Annotated in this window: 18 protein-coding genes and 1 other RNA gene; 12 read left to right on the forward strand and 7 right to left on the reverse strand. The window is 68.5% G+C overall.

From position 1 onward, the window contains the following. Window positions 1–70: 70 nt before the first annotated feature. Both gap and tkt read right to left on the reverse strand, forming a co-directional pair. Window positions 71–1081 carry a type I glyceraldehyde-3-phosphate dehydrogenase gene (gap, locus tag ACWGRX_RS07380; RefSeq protein ID WP_291641405.1) on the reverse strand — a complete coding sequence of 337 codons (1011 nt, stop codon included), beginning with the start codon at window positions 1079–1081 and terminating at the stop codon, window positions 71–73. 97 nt (window positions 1082–1178) lie between these two features. Continuing rightward, window positions 1179–3176: a transketolase gene (gene tkt / locus ACWGRX_RS07385; protein WP_452117347.1), complete on the reverse strand. Its 1998-nt coding sequence runs from the start codon at window positions 3174–3176 to the stop codon at window positions 1179–1181. A 327-nt stretch (window positions 3177–3503) separates the two neighbouring features. On the opposite strand from tkt, the gene ACWGRX_RS07390 reads away from it, so the two are divergent. The 12 genes from ACWGRX_RS07390 to ACWGRX_RS07445 all read left to right on the forward strand — a co-directional run bounded on the left by ACWGRX_RS07390 (window position 3504) and on the right by ACWGRX_RS07445 (window position 12918). Continuing rightward, window positions 3504–3800, forward strand: coding sequence for a DUF4164 domain-containing protein (locus ACWGRX_RS07390; protein WP_291648258.1), 297 nt, complete (start codon window positions 3504–3506; stop codon window positions 3798–3800). A gap of 13 nt (window positions 3801–3813) precedes the next feature. Beyond that, window positions 3814–4182: a cell division protein ZapA gene (locus tag ACWGRX_RS07395; RefSeq protein ID WP_291641403.1), complete on the forward strand. Its 369-nt coding sequence runs from the start codon at window positions 3814–3816 to the stop codon at window positions 4180–4182. Window positions 4183–4278: 96 nt separating this feature from the next. Then, window positions 4279–5343 carry a D-alanine--D-alanine ligase family protein gene (locus ACWGRX_RS07400; protein WP_452117007.1) on the forward strand — a complete coding sequence of 355 codons (1065 nt, stop codon included), beginning with the start codon at window positions 4279–4281 and terminating at the stop codon, window positions 5341–5343. A gap of 149 nt (window positions 5344–5492) precedes the next feature. Beyond that, window positions 5493–5648, forward strand: a non-coding RNA gene (ssrS, locus tag ACWGRX_RS07405) — 6S RNA. Window positions 5649–5654: 6 nt separating this feature from the next. Next, window positions 5655–6230 (forward strand): 5-formyltetrahydrofolate cyclo-ligase, encoded by a 576-nt coding sequence (locus ACWGRX_RS07410; RefSeq protein WP_452117008.1) that lies wholly within the window; start codon window positions 5655–5657, stop codon window positions 6228–6230. Window positions 6231–6303: 73 nt separating this feature from the next. Beyond that, window positions 6304–7128, forward strand: coding sequence for a TIGR00282 family metallophosphoesterase (locus ACWGRX_RS07415; protein WP_291633070.1), 825 nt, complete (start codon window positions 6304–6306; stop codon window positions 7126–7128). 10 nt (window positions 7129–7138) lie between these two features. Continuing rightward, complete coding sequence (locus ACWGRX_RS07420) at window positions 7139–8293, forward strand: benzoate/H(+) symporter BenE family transporter (protein WP_452117009.1); 1155 nt, start codon at window positions 7139–7141, stop codon at window positions 8291–8293. Further along, a complete protein-coding gene (locus tag ACWGRX_RS07425) occupies window positions 8290–8943 on the forward strand; it encodes a thiamine phosphate synthase (protein WP_452117010.1) in 654 nt (217 codons plus the stop codon). Before ACWGRX_RS07420 ends, ACWGRX_RS07425 begins: the two co-directional genes overlap by 4 nt. Beyond that, on the forward strand, window positions 8940–9860 hold the full coding sequence (locus tag ACWGRX_RS07430; protein WP_291641684.1) for a tetratricopeptide repeat protein: 921 nt from the start codon (window positions 8940–8942) through the stop codon (window positions 9858–9860). Before ACWGRX_RS07425 ends, ACWGRX_RS07430 begins: the two co-directional genes overlap by 4 nt. 94 nt (window positions 9861–9954) lie before the next feature. Next, entirely contained in the window at window positions 9955–10743 is a 789-nt protein-coding gene (locus tag ACWGRX_RS07435) for an inositol monophosphatase family protein (RefSeq protein WP_452117011.1), read from the forward strand. Window positions 10744–10829: 86 nt separating this feature from the next. After that, window positions 10830–11849 (forward strand): flagellar motor protein MotA, encoded by a 1020-nt coding sequence (locus ACWGRX_RS07440; RefSeq protein WP_452117012.1) that lies wholly within the window; start codon window positions 10830–10832, stop codon window positions 11847–11849. A gap of 52 nt (window positions 11850–11901) precedes the next feature. After that, on the forward strand, window positions 11902–12918 hold the full coding sequence (locus ACWGRX_RS07445) for a peptidoglycan -binding protein (RefSeq protein ID WP_452117013.1): 1017 nt from the start codon (window positions 11902–11904) through the stop codon (window positions 12916–12918). Window positions 12919–12996: 78 nt separating this feature from the next. Here ACWGRX_RS07445 and ACWGRX_RS07450 read toward each other — a convergent pair whose 3' ends face one another. The 5 genes from ACWGRX_RS07450 to ACWGRX_RS07470 all read right to left on the reverse strand — a co-directional run bounded on the left by ACWGRX_RS07450 (window position 12997) and on the right by ACWGRX_RS07470 (window position 17488). Next, window positions 12997–13449, reverse strand: coding sequence for a GNAT family N-acetyltransferase (locus ACWGRX_RS07450; protein ID WP_452117014.1), 453 nt, complete (start codon window positions 13447–13449; stop codon window positions 12997–12999). Between the two features lie 273 nt (window positions 13450–13722). Further along, window positions 13723–15231, reverse strand: a complete 1509-nt coding sequence (locus ACWGRX_RS07455) for a tripartite tricarboxylate transporter permease (RefSeq protein WP_452117015.1) — start codon at window positions 15229–15231, stop codon at window positions 13723–13725. A 4-nt stretch (window positions 15232–15235) separates the two neighbouring features. Then, window positions 15236–15709: a tripartite tricarboxylate transporter TctB family protein gene (locus ACWGRX_RS07460; RefSeq protein WP_452117016.1), complete on the reverse strand. Its 474-nt coding sequence runs from the start codon at window positions 15707–15709 to the stop codon at window positions 15236–15238. Between the two features lie 74 nt (window positions 15710–15783). Beyond that, window positions 15784–16752, reverse strand: coding sequence for a tripartite tricarboxylate transporter substrate binding protein (locus ACWGRX_RS07465; RefSeq protein ID WP_452117017.1), 969 nt, complete (start codon window positions 16750–16752; stop codon window positions 15784–15786). Between the two features lie 10 nt (window positions 16753–16762). Further along, window positions 16763–17488 carry a FadR/GntR family transcriptional regulator gene (locus tag ACWGRX_RS07470; protein WP_452117018.1) on the reverse strand — a complete coding sequence of 242 codons (726 nt, stop codon included), beginning with the start codon at window positions 17486–17488 and terminating at the stop codon, window positions 16763–16765. Window positions 17489–17681: the final 193 nt, after the last annotated feature.

The following is a 17681-nucleotide window of genomic DNA, read 5'->3' on the forward strand; positions in this document are numbered from 1 at the left end:
CGCTCTGGCTTTCCCGTTCGTGAAAGAGGAATGGCCGCGCAGGGCGCGGCCATTCATGGACCCGGTCGGGTCAGATCAGCTTCGCCATGGCGACGGCGGTGTCGCTCATCCGGTTCGAGAAACCCCACTCATTGTCGTACCAGGTCAGGATGCGGACGAGCTTCTCGTCCATCACCTTGGTCTGGTCGAGCGCGAAGGTCGACGAGGCCGGATCATGGTTGAAGTCGATCGAGACGTTCGGCTGGTCGGTGACGGCGAGGATGCCCTTGAGCGGCCCGCGCTTGCTGGCCTTGATGATGGCGTCGTTGATCTTCTCGACCGTGGTTTTGCGCTTCGACATGAACTTGAAGTCGACGACCGAGACGTTCGGCGTCGGCACGCGGATCGAGGTGCCGTCGAGGCGGCCCTTCAGCTCGGGGATGACGAGGCCGATCGCCTTGGCGGCACCGGTCGAGGTCGGGATCATCGACATCGCCGCGGCGCGGCCGCGATAGAGATCCTTGTGCATGGTGTCGAGCGTCGGCTGGTCGCCGGTATAGGCATGGATGGTGGTCATGAAGCCCTTGTCGATGCCGACGGCGTCATGCAGCACCTTGACCACCGGCGCGAGGCAGTTGGTCGTGCAGGAGGCGTTCGAGACGACGATATGGTCCTTGGTCAGCTCGCCATGGTTGACGCCGTAGACCACGGTGAGGTCGGCGCCGTCGCAGGGGGCCGAGACCAGCACCCGCTTGGCGCCGGCGGCGAGATGGGCGCTCGCCTTCTCGCGCGTCGTGAAGATGCCGGTGCATTCCAGCGCGATATCGACGCCGAGCGCCTTGTGCGGGAGATCCTTGGGATCGCGCACGGCGGTGACCTTGATCGGCCCGCGGCCGACATCGATCGTGTCGCCGGAGACGGTCACGGTGCCGGGGAAGCGGCCATGCACCGAATCGAAGCGGAAGAGATGCGCATTGGTCTCGACCGGGCCGAGATCGTTGATCGCCACGACCTCGATATCCTTGCGCTTCGACTCGATGATCGCGCGCAGAACATTGCGCCCGATGCGGCCGAAGCCGTTGATCGCCACCTTGACCGTCATCTCAATCCTCTCCTTCGCCTTCAGGCGGCGCAGCTAGCGCCATTAGTGCGGGCAAATCGGCCAAACCATGGCGGATGCATGGTTCGGCCGCAAAAACTCAGGCGTTATGGCGCTTGATCGCGGCTTCCGCCACTGCTTCCGGCGTAATGCCGAAATGCGCATAGACCTGCTTGTAGGGGCCGCTGGCGCCGAAGGAGGACATGCCGACGAAGCCGCCATCGGCGCCGACCACGGCGTCCCAGCCGAAGCGGACCGCCGCCTCGACCGCGATCTTGACCGGCGCCTCGCCGATGATCGCCGCCTTCACCGCCTCGTCCTGCTCCAGCAGCAGCTCGAGCGAGGGCACCGAGACGACACGGGCGCGTACGCCCTTCTCGGCCAGGAGCTTGCGCGCCGCGACCGCGATCTCGACCTCGGAGCCCGAGGCGAAGAGCGAGACCTGCGCCTTGCCGCCCTCGGCGGCGAGCAGCTCGTAGCCACCCTTCGCCGAGCGGTTGGTCGCCGTGCCGTCCTGGCGCAGCGGCGCGAGATTCTGGCGCGATAGGGCGAGCACGGTCGGCCCGTCGGTGCGCTCGAGCGCGATCTGCCAGGCCTCGGCGGTCTCGATCGCGTCGGCCGGGCGCAGCACGCGCATGTTCGGCATGGCGCGCAGCGAGGCGAGGTGCTCGACCGGCTGATGGGTCGGCCCGTCTTCGCCGAGGCCGATCGAATCATGGGTCATCACATAGACGACCGGCAGCCCCATCAGCGCGGCGAGGCGCATCGCCGGGCGGGCATAGTCGGCGAAGACCAGGAAGGTGCCACCGGCGGTGCGAAAGCCGCCATGCAGGGTGATACCGTTCATCGCCGCCGCCATGGCGTGCTCGCGGATGCCGTAGCGGATATAGCGGCCCTTCGGGGTCTTCGGGGTGAAGTCCTCGAGGCCCTTGGCCTTGGTGTTGTTCGACGGCGTCAGGTCGGCCGAGCCGGAAACCAGCTCCGGCATCACCGGTACGATCGCATCGAGCGCCAGCTCCGAGGCCTTGCGGGTCGCGACCGCCTGCGGATTGGCAGCGAGCGCCTTCTTGTGGGCGATGACCGCCTTGCCGAGCTTGGCCGGCGGAGTCAGGCCGAGACGGCGCTCGAATTCGCCGCGCTTGCGCTCGGAGAGGCCGGAGAGCAGCCCCTGCCATTCCTTGTGCGACGCGGCGCCGGCGGCGCCGAGATCGCGCCAGGCCTTGAGCACGTCGGCGGCGACCTCGAACGGACCGCCGGTGATGCCGAGCGCCTTCTTGGCGGCGGCGAGTTCCTCGGCGCCGAGCGGCTCGCCATGGGCCTTGGAGGTGCCGGCCTTCTTCGGCGCGCCGAAGCCGATCACCGTCTTGCAGGCGATCATGGTCGGCTTGTTCGACTTCTGGGCGCGGCGGATCGCCGCCTCGATCGCATCGGGATCATGGCCGTCGACGCGCTCGGACTTCCAGCCGCAGGCCTTGAAGCGGGCGACCTGATCGACCGAATCGGAAATCGAGAGCGGCCCGTCGATCGAGATGCCGTTATCGTCCCAGAGCACGATCAGCTTGTTGAGCTTGTGGTGGCCGGCGAGCGCGATCGCCTCCTGGCTGATGCCCTCCATCAGGTCGCCGTCGGAAGCCAGCACATAGGTCTTGTGGTCGACCAGCTTCTTGCCGAACTCGGCGGCGAGCATGCGCTCGGCCATCGCCATGCCGACCGCGGTGGCGAGTCCCTGGCCGAGCGGGCCGGTGGTGGTCTCGACGCCCTTGGTCATGAAGTTCTCGGGATGCCCCGGGGTCTTCGATTCGAGCTGGCGGAACTTCTTGAGGTCGTCGAGCCCGAGGCCGCCCGTGCCGGTCAGATAGAGCAGCGCGTAGATCAGCATCGAGCCATGGCCGGCCGAGAGCACGAAACGGTCGCGGTCGGGCCAGGACGGCGCGGCCGCGTCGTACTTCATGATGCGCGAGAACAGCACCGCGGCGATGTCGGCCGCGCCCATCGGCAGGCCGGGATGGCCGGACTTGGCCTGCTCGACACCATCCATGGAGAGCGAGCGAATGGCGTTGGCGAGCCGCTCGTGTTGGGCGCGGTCGATCGCGGGCATCGTCATTGGCTCACTCCGGGGGGCAGGACATCCGCTCGCGCGTGAAAATGGGCCGGCGAGCGGGAAACGGTTGCGGAAAAAGGCGCGCGTTCGATATGCCTTCGCCGCAAGCGGAGTCAATTCGAACCGCCCAGGCGATTTTTGCGCAATCCACCGCTTCCCGGACTAGCAGCGGCTCGCGCACGGCACGGAATTCCTGTGAATCGCCCGGCGCTTCAGAGCCTTAGAGGCGTTTCCGGGCCAAGGTCGGCCTTTCGGGGTGCGGCGACATGCACTAGGCTCCCGAATCGGTTGAGCCGGCTTGCGCCGGCCTGAAAAGGAAGAAACGTGGCGTCTCCGGCACTGGATCACGCCTTGTCGCGCCTCGAAGGCGCGCTCGGCCAGCTCGAAGCGGCCGCCCGCCGGCGGCTCGAGGCCGAGCGCGGCCGTGCCAATCTCGAAACCGAGCTGACGCTGATGCAGGACGACCGTGCCCGCCTCGCCGTCGAGCTCGACGGCACCATGGCGAAGCTCGGCCATGTCCAGGGCGCTGCCGAAGAGGTCGACCGTCGGCTCGACAAGGCGATGACGGCCCTGCACGAGATGATCGCGCGGGCCGAAGCGCCGGACGACGCTGAAAGCTGAAGAAAGAGCAGAGATGCCGCAGGTGAACGTCACCATTGCCGGCAAGGCCTACCGGATGGCCTGCGGCGAGGGCGAGGAGCCCCATCTGGAGAATCTCGCCCGCCTCTATGATGGCAAGATCGAGGAGATGCGTCAGGCTTTCGGCGAGATCGGCGACATGCGCCTGCATGTCATGGCCGCGCTGATGGTCGCCGACGAGGTCAGCGAGTTGCAGAAAAAGGTCGCTAGGCTGGAGGACCACCTGGCTTCGCTGCAGGGCGACGCCGGCTCGGCCGACCAGCGCGCCGGCGAGATCGAGCAGCGCGCGGCCGATGCGCTCGAGGCGGCGGCCGAGCGCATCGAGGGCGTGGCGCGCAGCCTGCTTCCAACCGCGGCGGGCTGATCAGGCCATCATCGCGGCGGTACTGCTGCCTTTGCAATTCCTCAATCATCCCGGACTGAGGCTCGGGAGCTGAACGAGTCGATGAAGGCGATGACGATGAGCGACAGGGTCCGGGTGGCAATTCTCCTCGGCGGCAAATCCGCCGAGCACGAGGTTTCGCTGATGTCCGCCGCCAATGTGGTGAAGGCGATCGACAAGGCGAAATACGACGTCGTGCCGATCCTGATCACCAAGGCCGGCCAGTGGCGCGAGCTCGCATTGGAGAATGGCGTCCTGCCCGATCCGATCCCGCAGGGCGGCCCCGAGCTCTGCCTGCTGCCCGGCGGTGGCGGGCGCCTGCTGCGCCTGCAGGATGGCGCCGCGCCGCAGGCCCTGCCCAAGATCGACGTGCTCTTCCCGGTGCTGCACGGTCTCGACGGCGAGGACGGCTCGGTCCAGGGGCTGGCTGCGGTCGCCGGCGTCCCGCTCGCCGGCTGCGGCATCGTCGGCTCGGCCAATGCGCTCGACAAGGACATCGCCAAGCGGCTGCTGCGCGAGGCCGGACTCGGCGTCGCCCGCTCGCTCACCGCCCGGCCGGGCGAGATGCCGAGCTTCGAACAGGCCACCGCAGCCCTCGGCCTGCCGCTCTTCGTCAAGCCGGCCCGACAGGGCTCCTCGGTCGGCGTCAGCAAGGCGACGAGCGCGGAGAGCTTCGCAGCCGCGCTCGCCGAGGCCTTCCGCCACGACCGCGTCGTCCTCGTCGAGGAGTTCATCGCAGGCCGCGAGATCGAGCTCAGCGTCCTCGAACAGGCCGATGGCGAGACCATCGTCTCGCTGCCGGGCGAGATCGCCGCCGCCGCGAGCCATGGCTTCTACACCTATGAGGCCAAATATATCGACGAGGACGGGGCCCGGGTCGAGGTGCCGGCCAATCTGCCGCAGGAGACGATCGCGAAGCTCCAGGCCCTGGCGAAGCGCGCCTTCCATGCGCTCGGCTGCGACGGCATGGCCCGCGTCGACTTCTTCCTGCGCCCGGACGGCAGCGCGCTGGTCAACGAGATCAACACCATCCCCGGCTTCACCGATATCAGCATGTTCCCGAAAGCGCTCGCCGCCAGCGGCATCGCCTATCCCGATCTGATCGACCGGGTGATCCGCCACGGGCTGGCGCGGGGGGCCTGAGGCACACACCCGGCGGCGCCCTCATCCTGAGGAGCGAGCACGAGGCAGCGTCTCGCAGGATGAGGGTTCGCGGTGGAGCGCCGCATAATTTCTCGGGCGATCACATGATCCCTCTGGCGCTTTGCCGGCATGCGCCTTACCTTGGCGGGGCGGGGCTGCCTGGTGCGTGAGAGTCATGTATTCCCGGGCCCATACGACTCCCTAGGGAGCTGTCCCTGACCGGGTCCCTGGACCCGGACACACGGCGCCCACCTACTTTGTAGGTGTCCCGGGATCGAAATCTCCACGGCCGAGGTGGCTCCGCACTGTCCATGACCGAAGCCGCCTCTCCCGCCCCCTCCCCCCGCAAGGCCAAGCTGCGTGCCGAGGCCCTGGCCCGGCGCGACGCGCTCGAGCTCGACGACCGGCTGATCTGGGACGAGGCCATCACCGAGCGGGTGCTGGCGCTGCCGGCTTTCCCGGAAGGCCCGGTCTCGGCCTATTGGCCGATGCGCTCGGAAGCCGATCCGCGCCCGATCCTCGAAGCGCTGCATGAGCGCGGCCTGCCGCTCTGCCTGCCGGCGATCGTCGCCGGGCGCATGCATTTCCGGCGCTGGGCCCCCTGGGAGCCGATCGTCCCCGGCGGTTTCGGCACGCTGGTGCCGCAGCCTTCGGAAGCCGAGCTCCGGCCGGCCGTGCTGATCGTGCCGCTCGCCGCCTTCGACCGGCGCGGTTTCCGCATCGGCTACGGCAAGGGCTATTACGACCGTGTCATCACCGAGCTGCGCCCCCTCGCCACGGTGGGCATCGGCTATGCCGCGCAGGAAATCCCGGCCGTCCCCGACGAACCGCATGACCGCAGCCTCGACTGGATCGTCACCGAGAACGAAACCATACGCTGCGCCTGAGCGGCGCGGCGGTTGATTTGCCGACGCAATCGCGGCAGTGAAAGCGACCGCTGCTGCCACAGAGACCCCGACAATGCGTCTACTCTTCCTCGGCGACATCGTCGGGCGCGCCGGCCGCCAGGCCGTGCTGGACCGCCTCCCCGGCCTGCGCCAGCGCTGGAATCTCGACTGCGTCGTCATCAATGGCGAGAACGCCGCCGGCGGCTTCGGCATCACCGAGGCGATCTGCGACGAGATCCTCGCCGCCGGGGCCGATGTCATCACCCTCGGCAACCATTCCTGGGACCAGCGCGAAGCGCTGGTCTTCATCGAGCGGCAGCCCCGGCTGATCCGCCCGGCCAACTACCCGCCGGGCACGCCCGGGCGCGGCGCCGCCGTGGTCGAGGCGCGCAACGGGGCCCGCGTCCTCGTCGTCAATGTCATGGGCCGCCTGTTCATGGACCCGCTCGACGATCCCTTCGCCGCGGTCGAGCGCGAGCTGTCCGCCTGCCCGCTGCGTGACGTCGCGGATGCGATCGTCGTCGACTTCCACGCCGAGGCGACCAGCGAGAAGCTGGCCATGGGCTATTTCCTCGATGGCCGTGCCAGCCTCGTCGTCGGCACCCACACCCATGTCCCGACCTCCGACACCCGCATCCTGCCCGCCGGCACGGCCTATCAGTCCGATGCCGGCATGTGCGGCGACTATGATTCGATCCTCGGCATGCAGAAGGACGAGTCGATCCGCCGCTTCCTGCAGAAGACGCCGGGCTCCAGGCTCGAGGCCGCGCTCGGCCAGGGCACGCTCTCCGGCATCGCCGTCGAGACCGACGATGTCAGCGGCCTCGCCAAATTCGTCTCGGCGGTCAGGATCGGTCCCGAGCTCGCCGAGACCTGGCCGACCGCCTGGGATTCGTAAGGGCGCGCCGATGTCGCAGCTCTTCTCGGCCCTCGTCGCGGTCTTCGTCGGCTATGCGGCCTCGGTCGCGGTCGTGCTGGCGGCGGCGCAGGCGCTCGGCGCGACGCCCGGCCAGACCGTCTCCTGGCTCGCCGGTCTCGCCATCGCCAAGGGGCTCGCCAGCCTCATCCTGTCCTGGCGGCACCGCATGCCGATCATCTGCGCCTGGTCGACGCCGGGCGCTGCGCTGATCGCGGCTGCGAGCGGCGTCGACATGGCCTCGGCGGTCGGCGCCTTCCTTGCCGCCGCCGCGCTGATGATGGCGACCGCCGCCTTCCGACCGCTCGGCGCGCTGGTCGAGCGCATTCCGATGAGCATCGCCGCCGCGATGCTGGCCGGCGTGATCTTCCGCTTCGTCGTCGCCGTCTTCGACGAGATGCGCCTGCAGCCGGCGCTGGTGCTGCCCCTGCTCGTCGTCTTCCTGCTGGCGCGGCTATGGAACCCGTTCCTCGGCGTCATCGCGGCCTTGGGCACCGGCCTCGCGCTCGCCTTCGCCACTGGCACCGCGACCTTGCCGGCCGGGCCGGTCGCGCTGACCCATATCGAGCTGATCGCCCCGCATCTCGACCTGACGGCGATCCTCGGCATCGGCATACCGCTCTATCTCGTCACCATGGCCGCGCAGAACCTGCCGGGCTTCGCCGTGCTGCGTGCCTCCGGCTATCATCCGCCGACCGCCTCCTGCCTGTTCGTCACCGGGCTGATGTCGTTCCTGACCGCGCCGACCGGCGCCCATATGGTCAACATGGCGGCGATCAGCGCCTCGATCTGTACCGGCGCCGATACTCATCCCGACCCGAAGGAGCGCTGGAAGGCCGGAATCTGGTACGCTTTCTTCTGGCTCGCCATCGCCGCCACCGCCGGCCTCTTGCTGGCGCTGATCCTCGCCATGCCGAAGGCGCTGATCATCGCCGTCGCCGGACTCGGCCTCGTCGGCTCGCTCACCGGCGCGCTCGGCCAGGCGATGGGCAGCGACAAGGAGCGCTTCGCGGCGGTCGTCACCTTCGCCGTCGCCGCCTCAAGCCTGTCGCTTTTCGGCGTCGGTTCGGCCTTCTGGAGTCTCGTCGCCGGCCTCGCGGTCTTGACATTGGACCACGTCGCGGGCCGTTTGCGCAGCCGATCATGAGCACACAACCGCCCCGCACCCGCCTGATGCTGGTCACGCCCCCGGTCCTGGACCCCGGCGCGATCTCCTTTCGCCTGATGCAGGCCTTCGCCGGAGGCGATGTCGCGGCCGTGCTGCTGCGGCTCGCGCCCGGCGACGAGCGCAGCCTGACCGAGCGCGTCAAGGCGCTGGCCCCGCCGGTACAGGCGCAGAACGTCGCGCTCGTGGTCGAGGCTTCTGCCCAGGTCGCCAGCCGCGGCGGCGCCGACGGTGTCCATGTCACCGAGGGCGTCGAAGCGATCGCCGAAGCCCGCTCCAGCCTGCGCCAGGAGCGGATCATCGGCGTCGGCGGCCTGCGCTCGCGCCATGACGCCATGGATGCCGGCGAGGCCGGGGTCGACTATGTGATGTTCGGCGAGCCGCGTCCGGACGGCTCGTTGCCGCCGCTCCCCGCAGTGATCGAGCGCGCCTCCTGGTGGGCCGAGATCTTCGAGACGCCCTGCATCGCCTATGCGCCCGACGCCGAGTCGGTGCCCGCGCTGGTCGAGACCGGCGCCGAATTCCTGGCTCTGGGCGAGTGGCTCTTCGCCGAGGGTGTCGATATCCGCGCCGAGGTCGCCGCCGCCGATGCGGCGATCGCCGCGCATGCCGCGCGCAAGGAAGCTCGATGAGGCTGCGCCTCGCTTTGCTGGCGCTGGCCATCGCCCTGCCGGCCCGGGCGGCGGAGCCCGACCTCGCTTATGGTGCCTATCAGGCCGGTCACTATCGCCGTGCCCAGACCGAAGCGCTGAAGCGGCTCGAAACCAATCCGAACGACGCTGCTGCGATGACGCTGCTCGGCGAGATCTACCGCCAGGGCCTCGGCATCCGGCTCGACCCGGCCACCTCCGCCGACTGGTACCGGCTCGCCGCCGAAAGGGGCGACATCAACGCCATCTTCGCCCTCGGCATGGCGACGCTTGAGGGCCAGGGCGTGCCGCGCGACCCCGCCAAGGCGGGCACCCTGCTGGAGAAGGCCGCCGCCGCCGGCCACCCGGCCGCGAACTACAATCTCGCTCTGGCCTTGCTCGCTACCGGCCAGCCGGCCGACGACAAGCGTGCGCTCGCCTCGCTCGGCATCGCAGCCAATGCCGGGATCGGCGACGCCATGCATGCGCTCGCCGTGCTCCACAAGATCGGCCGCGGCGTTCCCGCCGATGCGGAGAAGGCGGCGCAATGGATGGCCAAGGCGGCCGCCAGCGGCAATGTCGCCGGCGAGGTCGAATACGCGATCATGCTGTTCAATGGCGACGGCGTCGCCAAGGATGAGCGCGCCGCCTCGCGGCTGTTCATCCGCGCCGCCAACAAGGGCAACGCCATCGCCCAGAACCGGCTGGCCAAGCTCTACCAGTTCGGCCGCACCGTGCCGCCCGACCTCGCCGAGGCCGCGGCCTGGCATCTGGCGGCCCGCGGCCAGGGCCTCGCCGATGCGACGCTGGACGAGGTGCTGGAGCGGCTCTCCCCGGAGCAGCTCGCCCGCGTCGCCCGCCTCGCCGCCGACCGGATCGAGGCCACGGCCTTGACGACGCCGAGCCAACCGAGCAAGTGACGGCGGAATTCGCGCCACCCGACCGGCGCCAACTGCCCGCTCTTTGATAGCCCATCCCATTCTGCCGCCCCCGGCGCGCCCTGAGGTTCGTAAGATGATCCGTTCCCCGCTGATGACCGTGATGACCGATGCCGTGATGAAGGCTTCGCGTTCGCTGAAGCGCGATTTCGGCGAGGTCGAGAACCTGCAGGTCCTGGCCAAGGGCCCGGGCGACTTCGTCTCCAAGGCCGACCACAAGGCCGAGGAGATCCTGCGCGCGGCCCTGGAGAAGGCCCGGCCAGGCTATGGCTTCGTCATGGAGGAGAGCGGCGTCGTCGTCGGCACCGACGAGAGCAATCGCTGGCATATCGACCCGCTCGACGGCACCCACAACTTCCTGCGCGGCATTCCGCACTGGAACATCTCCGTCGCCCTGGAGCGCGACAACCAGTTCATCGCCGGCGTGGTCTACGATGCCGCCAAGGACGAGCTCTTCATCGCAGAGAAGGGCAAGGGCGCCTATGTCAACAACCGCCGCATGCGTGTCTCCGGCCGCCGCGAGTCGTCCGAGATGCTGATCGGCATGGGCGTGCCGCATATCGGCAAGGGCGGCCACCCGCTCTTCCTGCGCGAACTGGCGGCGGTGATGCCGCGCTTCGCCAATGTCCGGCGCATGGGCTCGGCCGCGCTCGACATCGCCTATGTCGCTGCCGGACGCATGGACGCCTATTGGGAGCGCGGCCTCAACACCTGGGATTTCGGCGCGGCGGCGGTGATGGTCCGTGAAGCCGGCGGCACCTTCGGAACGCTCGACGGCAAGCAGCCGACCTCGGCCCATGACGTGATCTGCGGCAATGAAGCCGGTGAGCCCGCGCTGCGCGCCGCCCTCAAAACGGTGGTCTGAGGCGGGGTAGACCGCATTCGCGCTTGATCCCGGCGTGGCGGGAGGCGACATTGCCAAGGGCGGAGAAACGGAACGGAATACCACGCATGGCCAATGACGAAGCGGCCCCAGAGGCCGTGGCGCGGGAGGATGCGGCTGCGGCGCCGATGCCCGCATTGCATTCCGAAACGCTCCGCTTCTCGCGGCCCTTGCGCTACTTCGTCCGGGCGCTGGTCTTCCTGGCGCTGATCGGCTTCCTGGTCTTCATCCTCCAGGGCGGTCTGCGTTCCGCTTTCATGACCAATCCGGGCCTGAACGGCCTGATCGTCGGCGCATTGCTGGTCGGCGTGCTGATCGCGCTGCGGGAGCTCTGGCGCATCGACAGCGAGGCGCGCGCCGCGACGCGGCTCGCCGCCAGCCCGGCGGAGGCCGCACTTCACCGCTCGCAGGTGATCAGCCCGCTCGCCGCGGTGCTGCCCGCACTGCAACGGCGCAGCCTCGCCTCCGACCAGGCGGCGAGCCTGCTCGAATCGATCGCCGTCAGGCTCGACGACGGCCGCGAGGTCCTGCGCTATCTCGCCGGCCTGCTCGTCTTCCTCGGCCTGCTCGGCACCTTCTGGGGCCTGCTCGACACGGTGTCCTCCGTCGGCAACGTCATCAAGTCGTTGCGCACCGGTGCCGAGGCCGGGGTCCTGTTCGACGAGCTCAAGGCCGGCCTCGCCGCGCCGCTGGCGGGCATGGGCCTGTCCTTCTCGTCCTCGCTGTTCGGCATAGCCGGCTCGCTGGTGCTGGGCTTCCTCGAACTCCAGGTCGCGCAGGCCCAGCGCCGCTTCCGCAACGAGATCGAGGGCTATCTCGGCGCCAGCACCGCCACGAGCACCAGTGCCGGCCTCGACGGCCTCGGCGAGCGCTTCGACAAGCTCCATGCCGCGATCCAGGACGGCGCCAACAGCCGCGCCGCGGCGCAGGCCATGACCAATCTGGCCGAGGGCATCCAGGGCCTCGTCCAACACATGCGTTCCGAGCAGCAGCTGATTCGCGACTGGGTCGAAGCGCAGGCCGCCCGCGAAAAGGATCTGAAGCGCCTGATCGAACGCCTGACCGCCGACACGGTGACCGAGCCATGAGCCCGGCCCGGTTCTCCGGTCCTGGCCGGCTCTGACCGCAAGGAGCTAGCGCATGGCCCTGTCCCGCTCCCATCGCCGCGAGGACGTCAATTTCTGGCCGGGCTTCGTCGATGCGCTCTCGACGATGCTGATCGGCATCGTCTTCCTGCTGTCGGTCTTCGTCCTCGGCCAGTTCTTCCTGTCGCAGGAAATCTCCGGCAAGGACACGGTGCTCGACCGGCTGAACCGCCAGCTCTCCGAGCTCACCGACCTGCTGGCGCTGGAGCGCGCCGCCGGCAAGGAGGCCAAGGATTCGCTCGCTCTGCTGCAGTCGACCCTGACCACCGAGCAGGCCGAGCGCAGCCGCATCCAGGGCATGCTCGACAGCGTCAACGGCAAGGCCCCGGCGCAGCTCGCCGAGAGCCAGAAGGCGCTCGAAGCCGAGAAGCAGCTTTCGGCGCGGGCCCAGGCCACCGTCGAGCTGGTCAACCAGCAGATCCTCGCCATGCGCCGCCAGCTCGCCGCCCTGGAGGAGGCGATCGGTGCCGCCGAGGCCAAGGACAAGGAATCGCAGACCCGCATCGCCGAGCTCGGCTCGCGCCTCAACATCGCCCTCGCCCAGCGCGTCCAGGAGCTGGCGCGCTACCGCTCCGACTTCTTCGGCCGGCTGCGCCAGGTGCTCGGCACCAGGCCCGACATCCGCGTTGTCGGCGACCGTTTCGTGTTCCAGTCCGAGGTCTTCTTCGATGCCGGTCAGGCGGTGCTGAAGCCGGAAGGCCGTGCCGAACTCGACAAGCTCGGCACGATCATCGCCGATCTCGGCAGCGAGATGCCGCCGGACATTCCCTGGATCCTGCGCGTCGACGGCCATACCGACAACCGCCCGATCCGCTCGGCCCAGTTCCCCTCGAACTGGCATCTCTCGACCGCGCGTGCCGTCGCCGTGGTCGAGTATCTGATCACCAAGGGCATTCCGGCCGACCGCATTGCCGCAACCGGCTTCGGCGAGTTCCAGCCGCTCGACGTCGCCAACAATGACGAGGCTTGGCGCCGCAACCGCCGCATCGAGTTCAAGATCACCGAGCGCTGAGGCGCACCGGAAACGAATGCGGCCGGAGCCGCATTCGCGAGGAACGGCAGGGCGACGCCCGGCCGGGCCATCAGGCCATCAGGCCTTCAGGCGCAGCTGCGCGTTCTCGAACGGCAGGCCCTCATCGTCCTGCGCCCTTCTCGACAGCTCCTCGAAGCCGAGGGCCTCGTAGAAGCGAAGGGCCTGGACGTTGCCGGTATAGACCTCCAGCAAGAGCTCGCCCTTCAGCTTCAACTCCTGGGCGACCAGGGTCCGGCCGATGCCATGCCCCTGCTGGCCGGGCGCGACGAACAGCCCACCGATGAAGTTGTCGAGGAGACTGACGAAGCCGACCGGCTCTCCGGCGCGGCAGGCCACGAAGGTCTCCGCCTCGGGGAGATATTTCGTCTCGATCAGGACGCGCTGCTCACGCAGGTGCTCCTCGCCGATGAAGGGGTGAGCCAGAAGCGAAGCCGCGAACCAGATGGCCGACAGCGTTTCGAGATCCGTCGACGCCTCATAGGCGCGGATCGTGATTTCCAGGTTTTTCATGATGTTTCCGCAGATGGGAACGCAAGCAGAGAAGCCCCTTGGGGGGCTGATGACACCGCTGGATGCGGTTCAGACGAGGCCTCTGCGCATAAACTTCCTTCTGCCGATGGCAGGCCTGTAGCCCCGGAGCCGGCAGATCTCAAGGGCCTTTCCGGAACCTGATCCTCCCACCCGAAAAAAGCGCCCGCAGGCTGGGCCTGCGGGCGCTGCAAATCCGGTGCCGTCCTCTTGCGCTGCGCAACGCCGGGCAACGCGAGCAGGAGCGACCTGTCCCTACAGGTCCTGCGCCGTGACCTCGCGCCGCCGCCCGCTCCGCACCGAGGCGAGGATCGTCCAGGCGACGATGCCGATCGTGACCGTCGCCAGCACCGCGGCGATCGGCCGGTCGACGAGGCCGAGCAGGCTGCCATCGGACTTGATCATCGAGTTGATGAAATACTCCTCCAGCAACGGCCCGAGCACCACGCCGAGGATCACCGGCGCGACCGGAAAGCCGTTCTCCTCCATCACGAAGGCGAGCACGCCGAAGGCCAGCATCAGCCCGACATCGAACAGCGAGTTGTTGATCGCGTAGGAGCCGAGGATGGCGAAGACCAGGATGATCGGCATCAGGACCTTGCGCGGCACCGTCAGCACCTTCGAAGCGACCTTGATGATCGCCCAGCCGAGCGGCAGCATCATCAGATTGGCGATGACGAAGACGAGGAAGAGCGCATAGACGTTCTGCGGGTTGCTGACGAAGATCGTCGGTCCCGGCGCCATGTTCTTCATCATCAGCACGCCGATGGCGATGGCCGTGATCGAATCGCCGGGAATCCCGAAGACCAGCGCCGGGATCCAGGCGCCGGCGAGTGAGGAATTGTTCGAGGCACCGGCCTCGATCAGCCCTTCCGGATGGCCCGTTCCGAACTTCTCCGGCTCCTTCGAGAAGCGCTTGCTCATCGCATAGGACATCCAGGCCGCCATGTCGGCGCCGCTTCCCGGCTGGATGCCGACCACCGTGCCGAGCGCGCTGCCGCGCAGGAGCTGCACCGGGTACTGCTTGGTCAGCCGCCACATATTGGCGAAGATCGGCCCGATCTTCTTGATCTTGATCTGCGGCGCGCTGCCATCGGCGATCATGTGGCGCATCACCTCCGAGCAGGCGAACATGCCGACCATCATCGGGATCAGCGAGACGCCGCCGAGCATCTCGGTGGAGTCTAAGGTGAAGCGCGGCTGGCCGGCCGGATTGTTCATGCCGACCATGGCGATCATCAGCCCGAGCAGCAGGGCGATGCAGGCCTTGAGCGGGGTCGACGAGCCGATGAAGACGGCGCCGCCGAGCCCGAGCATGACGATCCAGAAAAACTCGACCGAGCCGAAGCCCAGCGCAAAATCGGCGATCGCAGGCGCCGCCGCCATCATCACTGCGGTGCCGAAGAGCCCACCCAGCACCGAGAACCAGAGCCCGATGCCGAGCGCGAGCTCCGGCTCGCCGCGCTGGGTCATCTTGTAGGAATCCTCGACATAGGCGGCCGAAGCCGGCGTGCCGGGAATGCGCAGCAGGCAGCCTGGAATGTCGCCGGAGAAGATCGCCATGGTCGAGGTGGTGACGATCGCGGCGATCGCCGGCACCGGCGGCATGAAGAAGGTCAGCGGCACCAGCAGCGCCGTCGCCATCGTCGCCGACAGGCCGGGAATGCAGCCGACGACGAGGCCGTAGATCGCGGAGGCGGTGATGACGAAGAGCACATAGGGATCGAGCACCATCCCCAGCGCGGTCACATAGGCGTCGAGCATGGTCTCACCAGCGCACGGGTTCGAGCAGCCCCCAGGGCAATTGCACCCCGAGGCCGAGATAGAAGATCGAGTGCATCACCAGCGCGGCGGCGAGCGCGAGCGGCACGGCGAGCTTTGGCCGGACGCCGCCGGCGAGGAAGAGCACGGCCAGGATCACCGCCCCGGCGATCAGGAAGCCGAGCGCTTCCGAGGCAAACACGTAGAACAGCACCGCGCCGGGCACGAGCAGGAGCCTGACGAGCGCAACGGGGCTCCGCGCCCAGCCGGCCAGCGCCAGCGCCGGCCCGCGATCGGGCGCGCGCGCCCCCTGCCAGGCGAGCAGCGTGGCGCAGAGCACCAGGAAGCCGGCGAGGATCAGCGGAAAGGCGGAAGGGCCGAGCGGCTGCTGCGACGGATTGGGCAGGTTCCAGGCGCCGGCGGCGAAGAGGCCGGCGACCACCAGGAAGATCAGCCCGGCGACGAGATCATTGAACTTCATGCGCATTTGCCCGGATGAGCGAGCGGAGCGCCGGGACGGCGCTCCGCGAGGAATAAGGCGAGCGGGTCTCGCTGCTACTGGCGCAGGCGCAGGCCGAGCGCGCCCATGATCTCGCCATTGTTCTTGTGCTGCGTGGCGAGGAACTCGCCGAAGGCCGGGCCCTTGGCATAGGCATGGCCGAAGCCGCGCTCGGCGAGGAACTTCTTGTATTCCTCGGAATTCGCGACCTTGTCGGCCGCCTCGACCAGCTTGGCGGTGATCTCGGCCGGAACCCCGGCCGGGGCCGCGAGACCACGCCAGGTGCCGCCCTCATATTCCTTGCCGATCGCGTCCTTGACGGTCGGAACGGTCGGGAAGGCGCCGATCTTCTCCTTCGACATCACGGCGAGCGACTTGACCCGGCCGGCATCGAACATCGGCTTGCCTTCCGGCAGCGAGGACGGGACGATCTGCACGCCGCCCGAGGCCAGTTCCTGGAAGCCCGGGGCCGCGCCCTGGCTCGGCACCACAACGACGGCCTTGGGGTCGATGCCCTCGAGCTGGAGCAGGCCCGCGAAGGCGAGGTGATAGGCGGCGCCGGCAGCCATGCCGGAGAGCTTGTACTTGCCGACCGGCTGCTTCTTGATGTCGTCGAGCGCGGCGCGCAGATCGCCCCAAGGCGAGTTCGCCGCGACGTTGAAGGCGGCGGAATCGAAGTTCACCAGCGCGATCGGCGTCAGCTTCTCATAGGTGAAGGGGGCGGTGTTCGACCAGTAGAAGGTCGTGACCTCCGCCGTGGCGAGGCCGATCGTGTAGCCGTCCGGCTTGGCGTTGACCATTTCTGTATGGCCGACGACACCGCCGCCGCCGGTCCGGTTGACGACGTTGACCGGCTTGCCGAGCTCCTTCTCGAGTCCAGCAGCAACCATGCGGGCCACCGCGTCGGTACCACCGCCGGCGGCCCAGGGCACGACCAGCGTGATCGGGCGCTCGGGCCAGGCCGCGCTCGCCGAGAAGCTCGTGGCCGCGAGGGCGGCCGCCATCATCAGGCTCTTCAGTTTCATCTCGTTCTCCCTAGGGTTTGTCGTTCTCGGTTCGCGCCGGCTTCAGGCTGCCGGAGAGGAGGTGCTGCTGGGTGTAGCCGAGCAATTCTTCCATCGCCCGGCGCGCCTTCGCGGGGTCGCGGGCGGAAATCGCCTGCGCCACAGCCGCATGATTTGCGAGATTGCCGGCGAAGACGCCGACCGTGATGTCGAAGAGCGCGCTCAGAATGGTATCGATCACGCCGCGGAAGCTGCGCAGGATCGGATTGTGCGTGGCGTCGATGATAGCGAGGTGGAACGCCTTGTCGGCAGCGATCGCGGCGGCCGGATCGTCCTGCCCGCGCTCCATCGCGGCGAGAGCAGCCTCGATCCGGGCGCAGTCCTCCGCCGTCGCCCGCTCGGCTGCCAGCGCCGCGGCAGCCGGCTCGATGATGGCGCGCGTCTCGTCGAGGGCCAGCAGGATCTCGTCGCCGAGGCCGTCGCCGCCGCGCAGCCAGCCGAGCACGTCTCGGTCGAGCATCGACCAGTCATGGGCGGGGCGGACATGGGTGCCATGGCGCGGGCGGACGCTGACCAACCCCTTGGCGGCCAGGATCTTCACGGCTTCGCGCACCACGCCACGCCCAGCCTGGTAACGCGCCTCGAGCTCGTGCTCGGGCGGCAGCGCCGCGCCGGGAGCGACCTCGCCGCGCACGATCGCCGCGCCGAGATGGGCGACGATCGCACCGATCTTGCCGGGCTTCACGCCACGCCGCATTCCGCCTCCCTGACTTCGCCTTGTTGGTTTCGTGTCAGCTCTTTCGCACAGCGCGAGACCGCCTGCAATCATTCATCCGATGTTTAACATCCGATCTTTGACGGAGCCTGCGCGGAACGTCACGGAGCGGACCACGCTCTGGCGGGCTGGCAAGGCCTTCGTCATGCCCGCGGGAACGAACCGCCCACGCCGG

The organism is Allobosea sp. NPDC055594 (assembly GCF_053618995.1).

What these genes read in the sequence shown, in the direction of transcription:
- ACWGRX_RS07455 (WP_452117015.1), bottom strand. Translation starts at nt 15,231, where the DNA reads ATGCTCGACGCCTATGTGACCGCGCTGGGGATGGTGCTCGATCCCTAT.
- ACWGRX_RS07410 (WP_452117008.1), top strand. Translation starts at nt 5,655, where the DNA reads ATGACCGAAGCCGCCTCTCCCGCCCCCTCCCCCCGCAAGGCCAAGCTG.
- gap (WP_291641405.1), bottom strand. Translation starts at nt 1,081, where the DNA reads ATGACGGTCAAGGTGGCGATCAACGGCTTCGGCCGCATCGGGCGCAAT.
- ACWGRX_RS07435 (WP_452117011.1), top strand. Translation starts at nt 9,955, where the DNA reads ATGATCCGTTCCCCGCTGATGACCGTGATGACCGATGCCGTGATGAAG.
- ACWGRX_RS07415 (WP_291633070.1), top strand. Translation starts at nt 6,304, where the DNA reads ATGCGTCTACTCTTCCTCGGCGACATCGTCGGGCGCGCCGGCCGCCAG.
- tkt (WP_452117347.1), bottom strand. Translation starts at nt 3,176, where the DNA reads ATGCCCGCGATCGACCGCGCCCAACACGAGCGGCTCGCCAACGCCATT.
- ACWGRX_RS07470 (WP_452117018.1), bottom strand. Translation starts at nt 17,488, where the DNA reads ATGCGGCGTGGCGTGAAGCCCGGCAAGATCGGTGCGATCGTCGCCCAT.
- ACWGRX_RS07460 (WP_452117016.1), bottom strand. Translation starts at nt 15,709, where the DNA reads ATGAAGTTCAATGATCTCGTCGCCGGGCTGATCTTCCTGGTGGTCGCC.
- ACWGRX_RS07395 (WP_291641403.1), top strand. Translation starts at nt 3,814, where the DNA reads ATGCCGCAGGTGAACGTCACCATTGCCGGCAAGGCCTACCGGATGGCC.
- ACWGRX_RS07400 (WP_452117007.1), top strand. Translation starts at nt 4,279, where the DNA reads ATGAGCGACAGGGTCCGGGTGGCAATTCTCCTCGGCGGCAAATCCGCC.
- ACWGRX_RS07420 (WP_452117009.1), top strand. Translation starts at nt 7,139, where the DNA reads ATGTCGCAGCTCTTCTCGGCCCTCGTCGCGGTCTTCGTCGGCTATGCG.
- ACWGRX_RS07465 (WP_452117017.1), bottom strand. Translation starts at nt 16,752, where the DNA reads ATGAAACTGAAGAGCCTGATGATGGCGGCCGCCCTCGCGGCCACGAGC.
- ACWGRX_RS07445 (WP_452117013.1), top strand. Translation starts at nt 11,902, where the DNA reads ATGGCCCTGTCCCGCTCCCATCGCCGCGAGGACGTCAATTTCTGGCCG.
- ACWGRX_RS07440 (WP_452117012.1), top strand. Translation starts at nt 10,830, where the DNA reads ATGGCCAATGACGAAGCGGCCCCAGAGGCCGTGGCGCGGGAGGATGCG.
- ACWGRX_RS07425 (WP_452117010.1), top strand. Translation starts at nt 8,290, where the DNA reads ATGAGCACACAACCGCCCCGCACCCGCCTGATGCTGGTCACGCCCCCG.
- ACWGRX_RS07450 (WP_452117014.1), bottom strand. Translation starts at nt 13,449, where the DNA reads ATGAAAAACCTGGAAATCACGATCCGCGCCTATGAGGCGTCGACGGAT.
- ACWGRX_RS07430 (WP_291641684.1), top strand. Translation starts at nt 8,940, where the DNA reads ATGAGGCTGCGCCTCGCTTTGCTGGCGCTGGCCATCGCCCTGCCGGCC.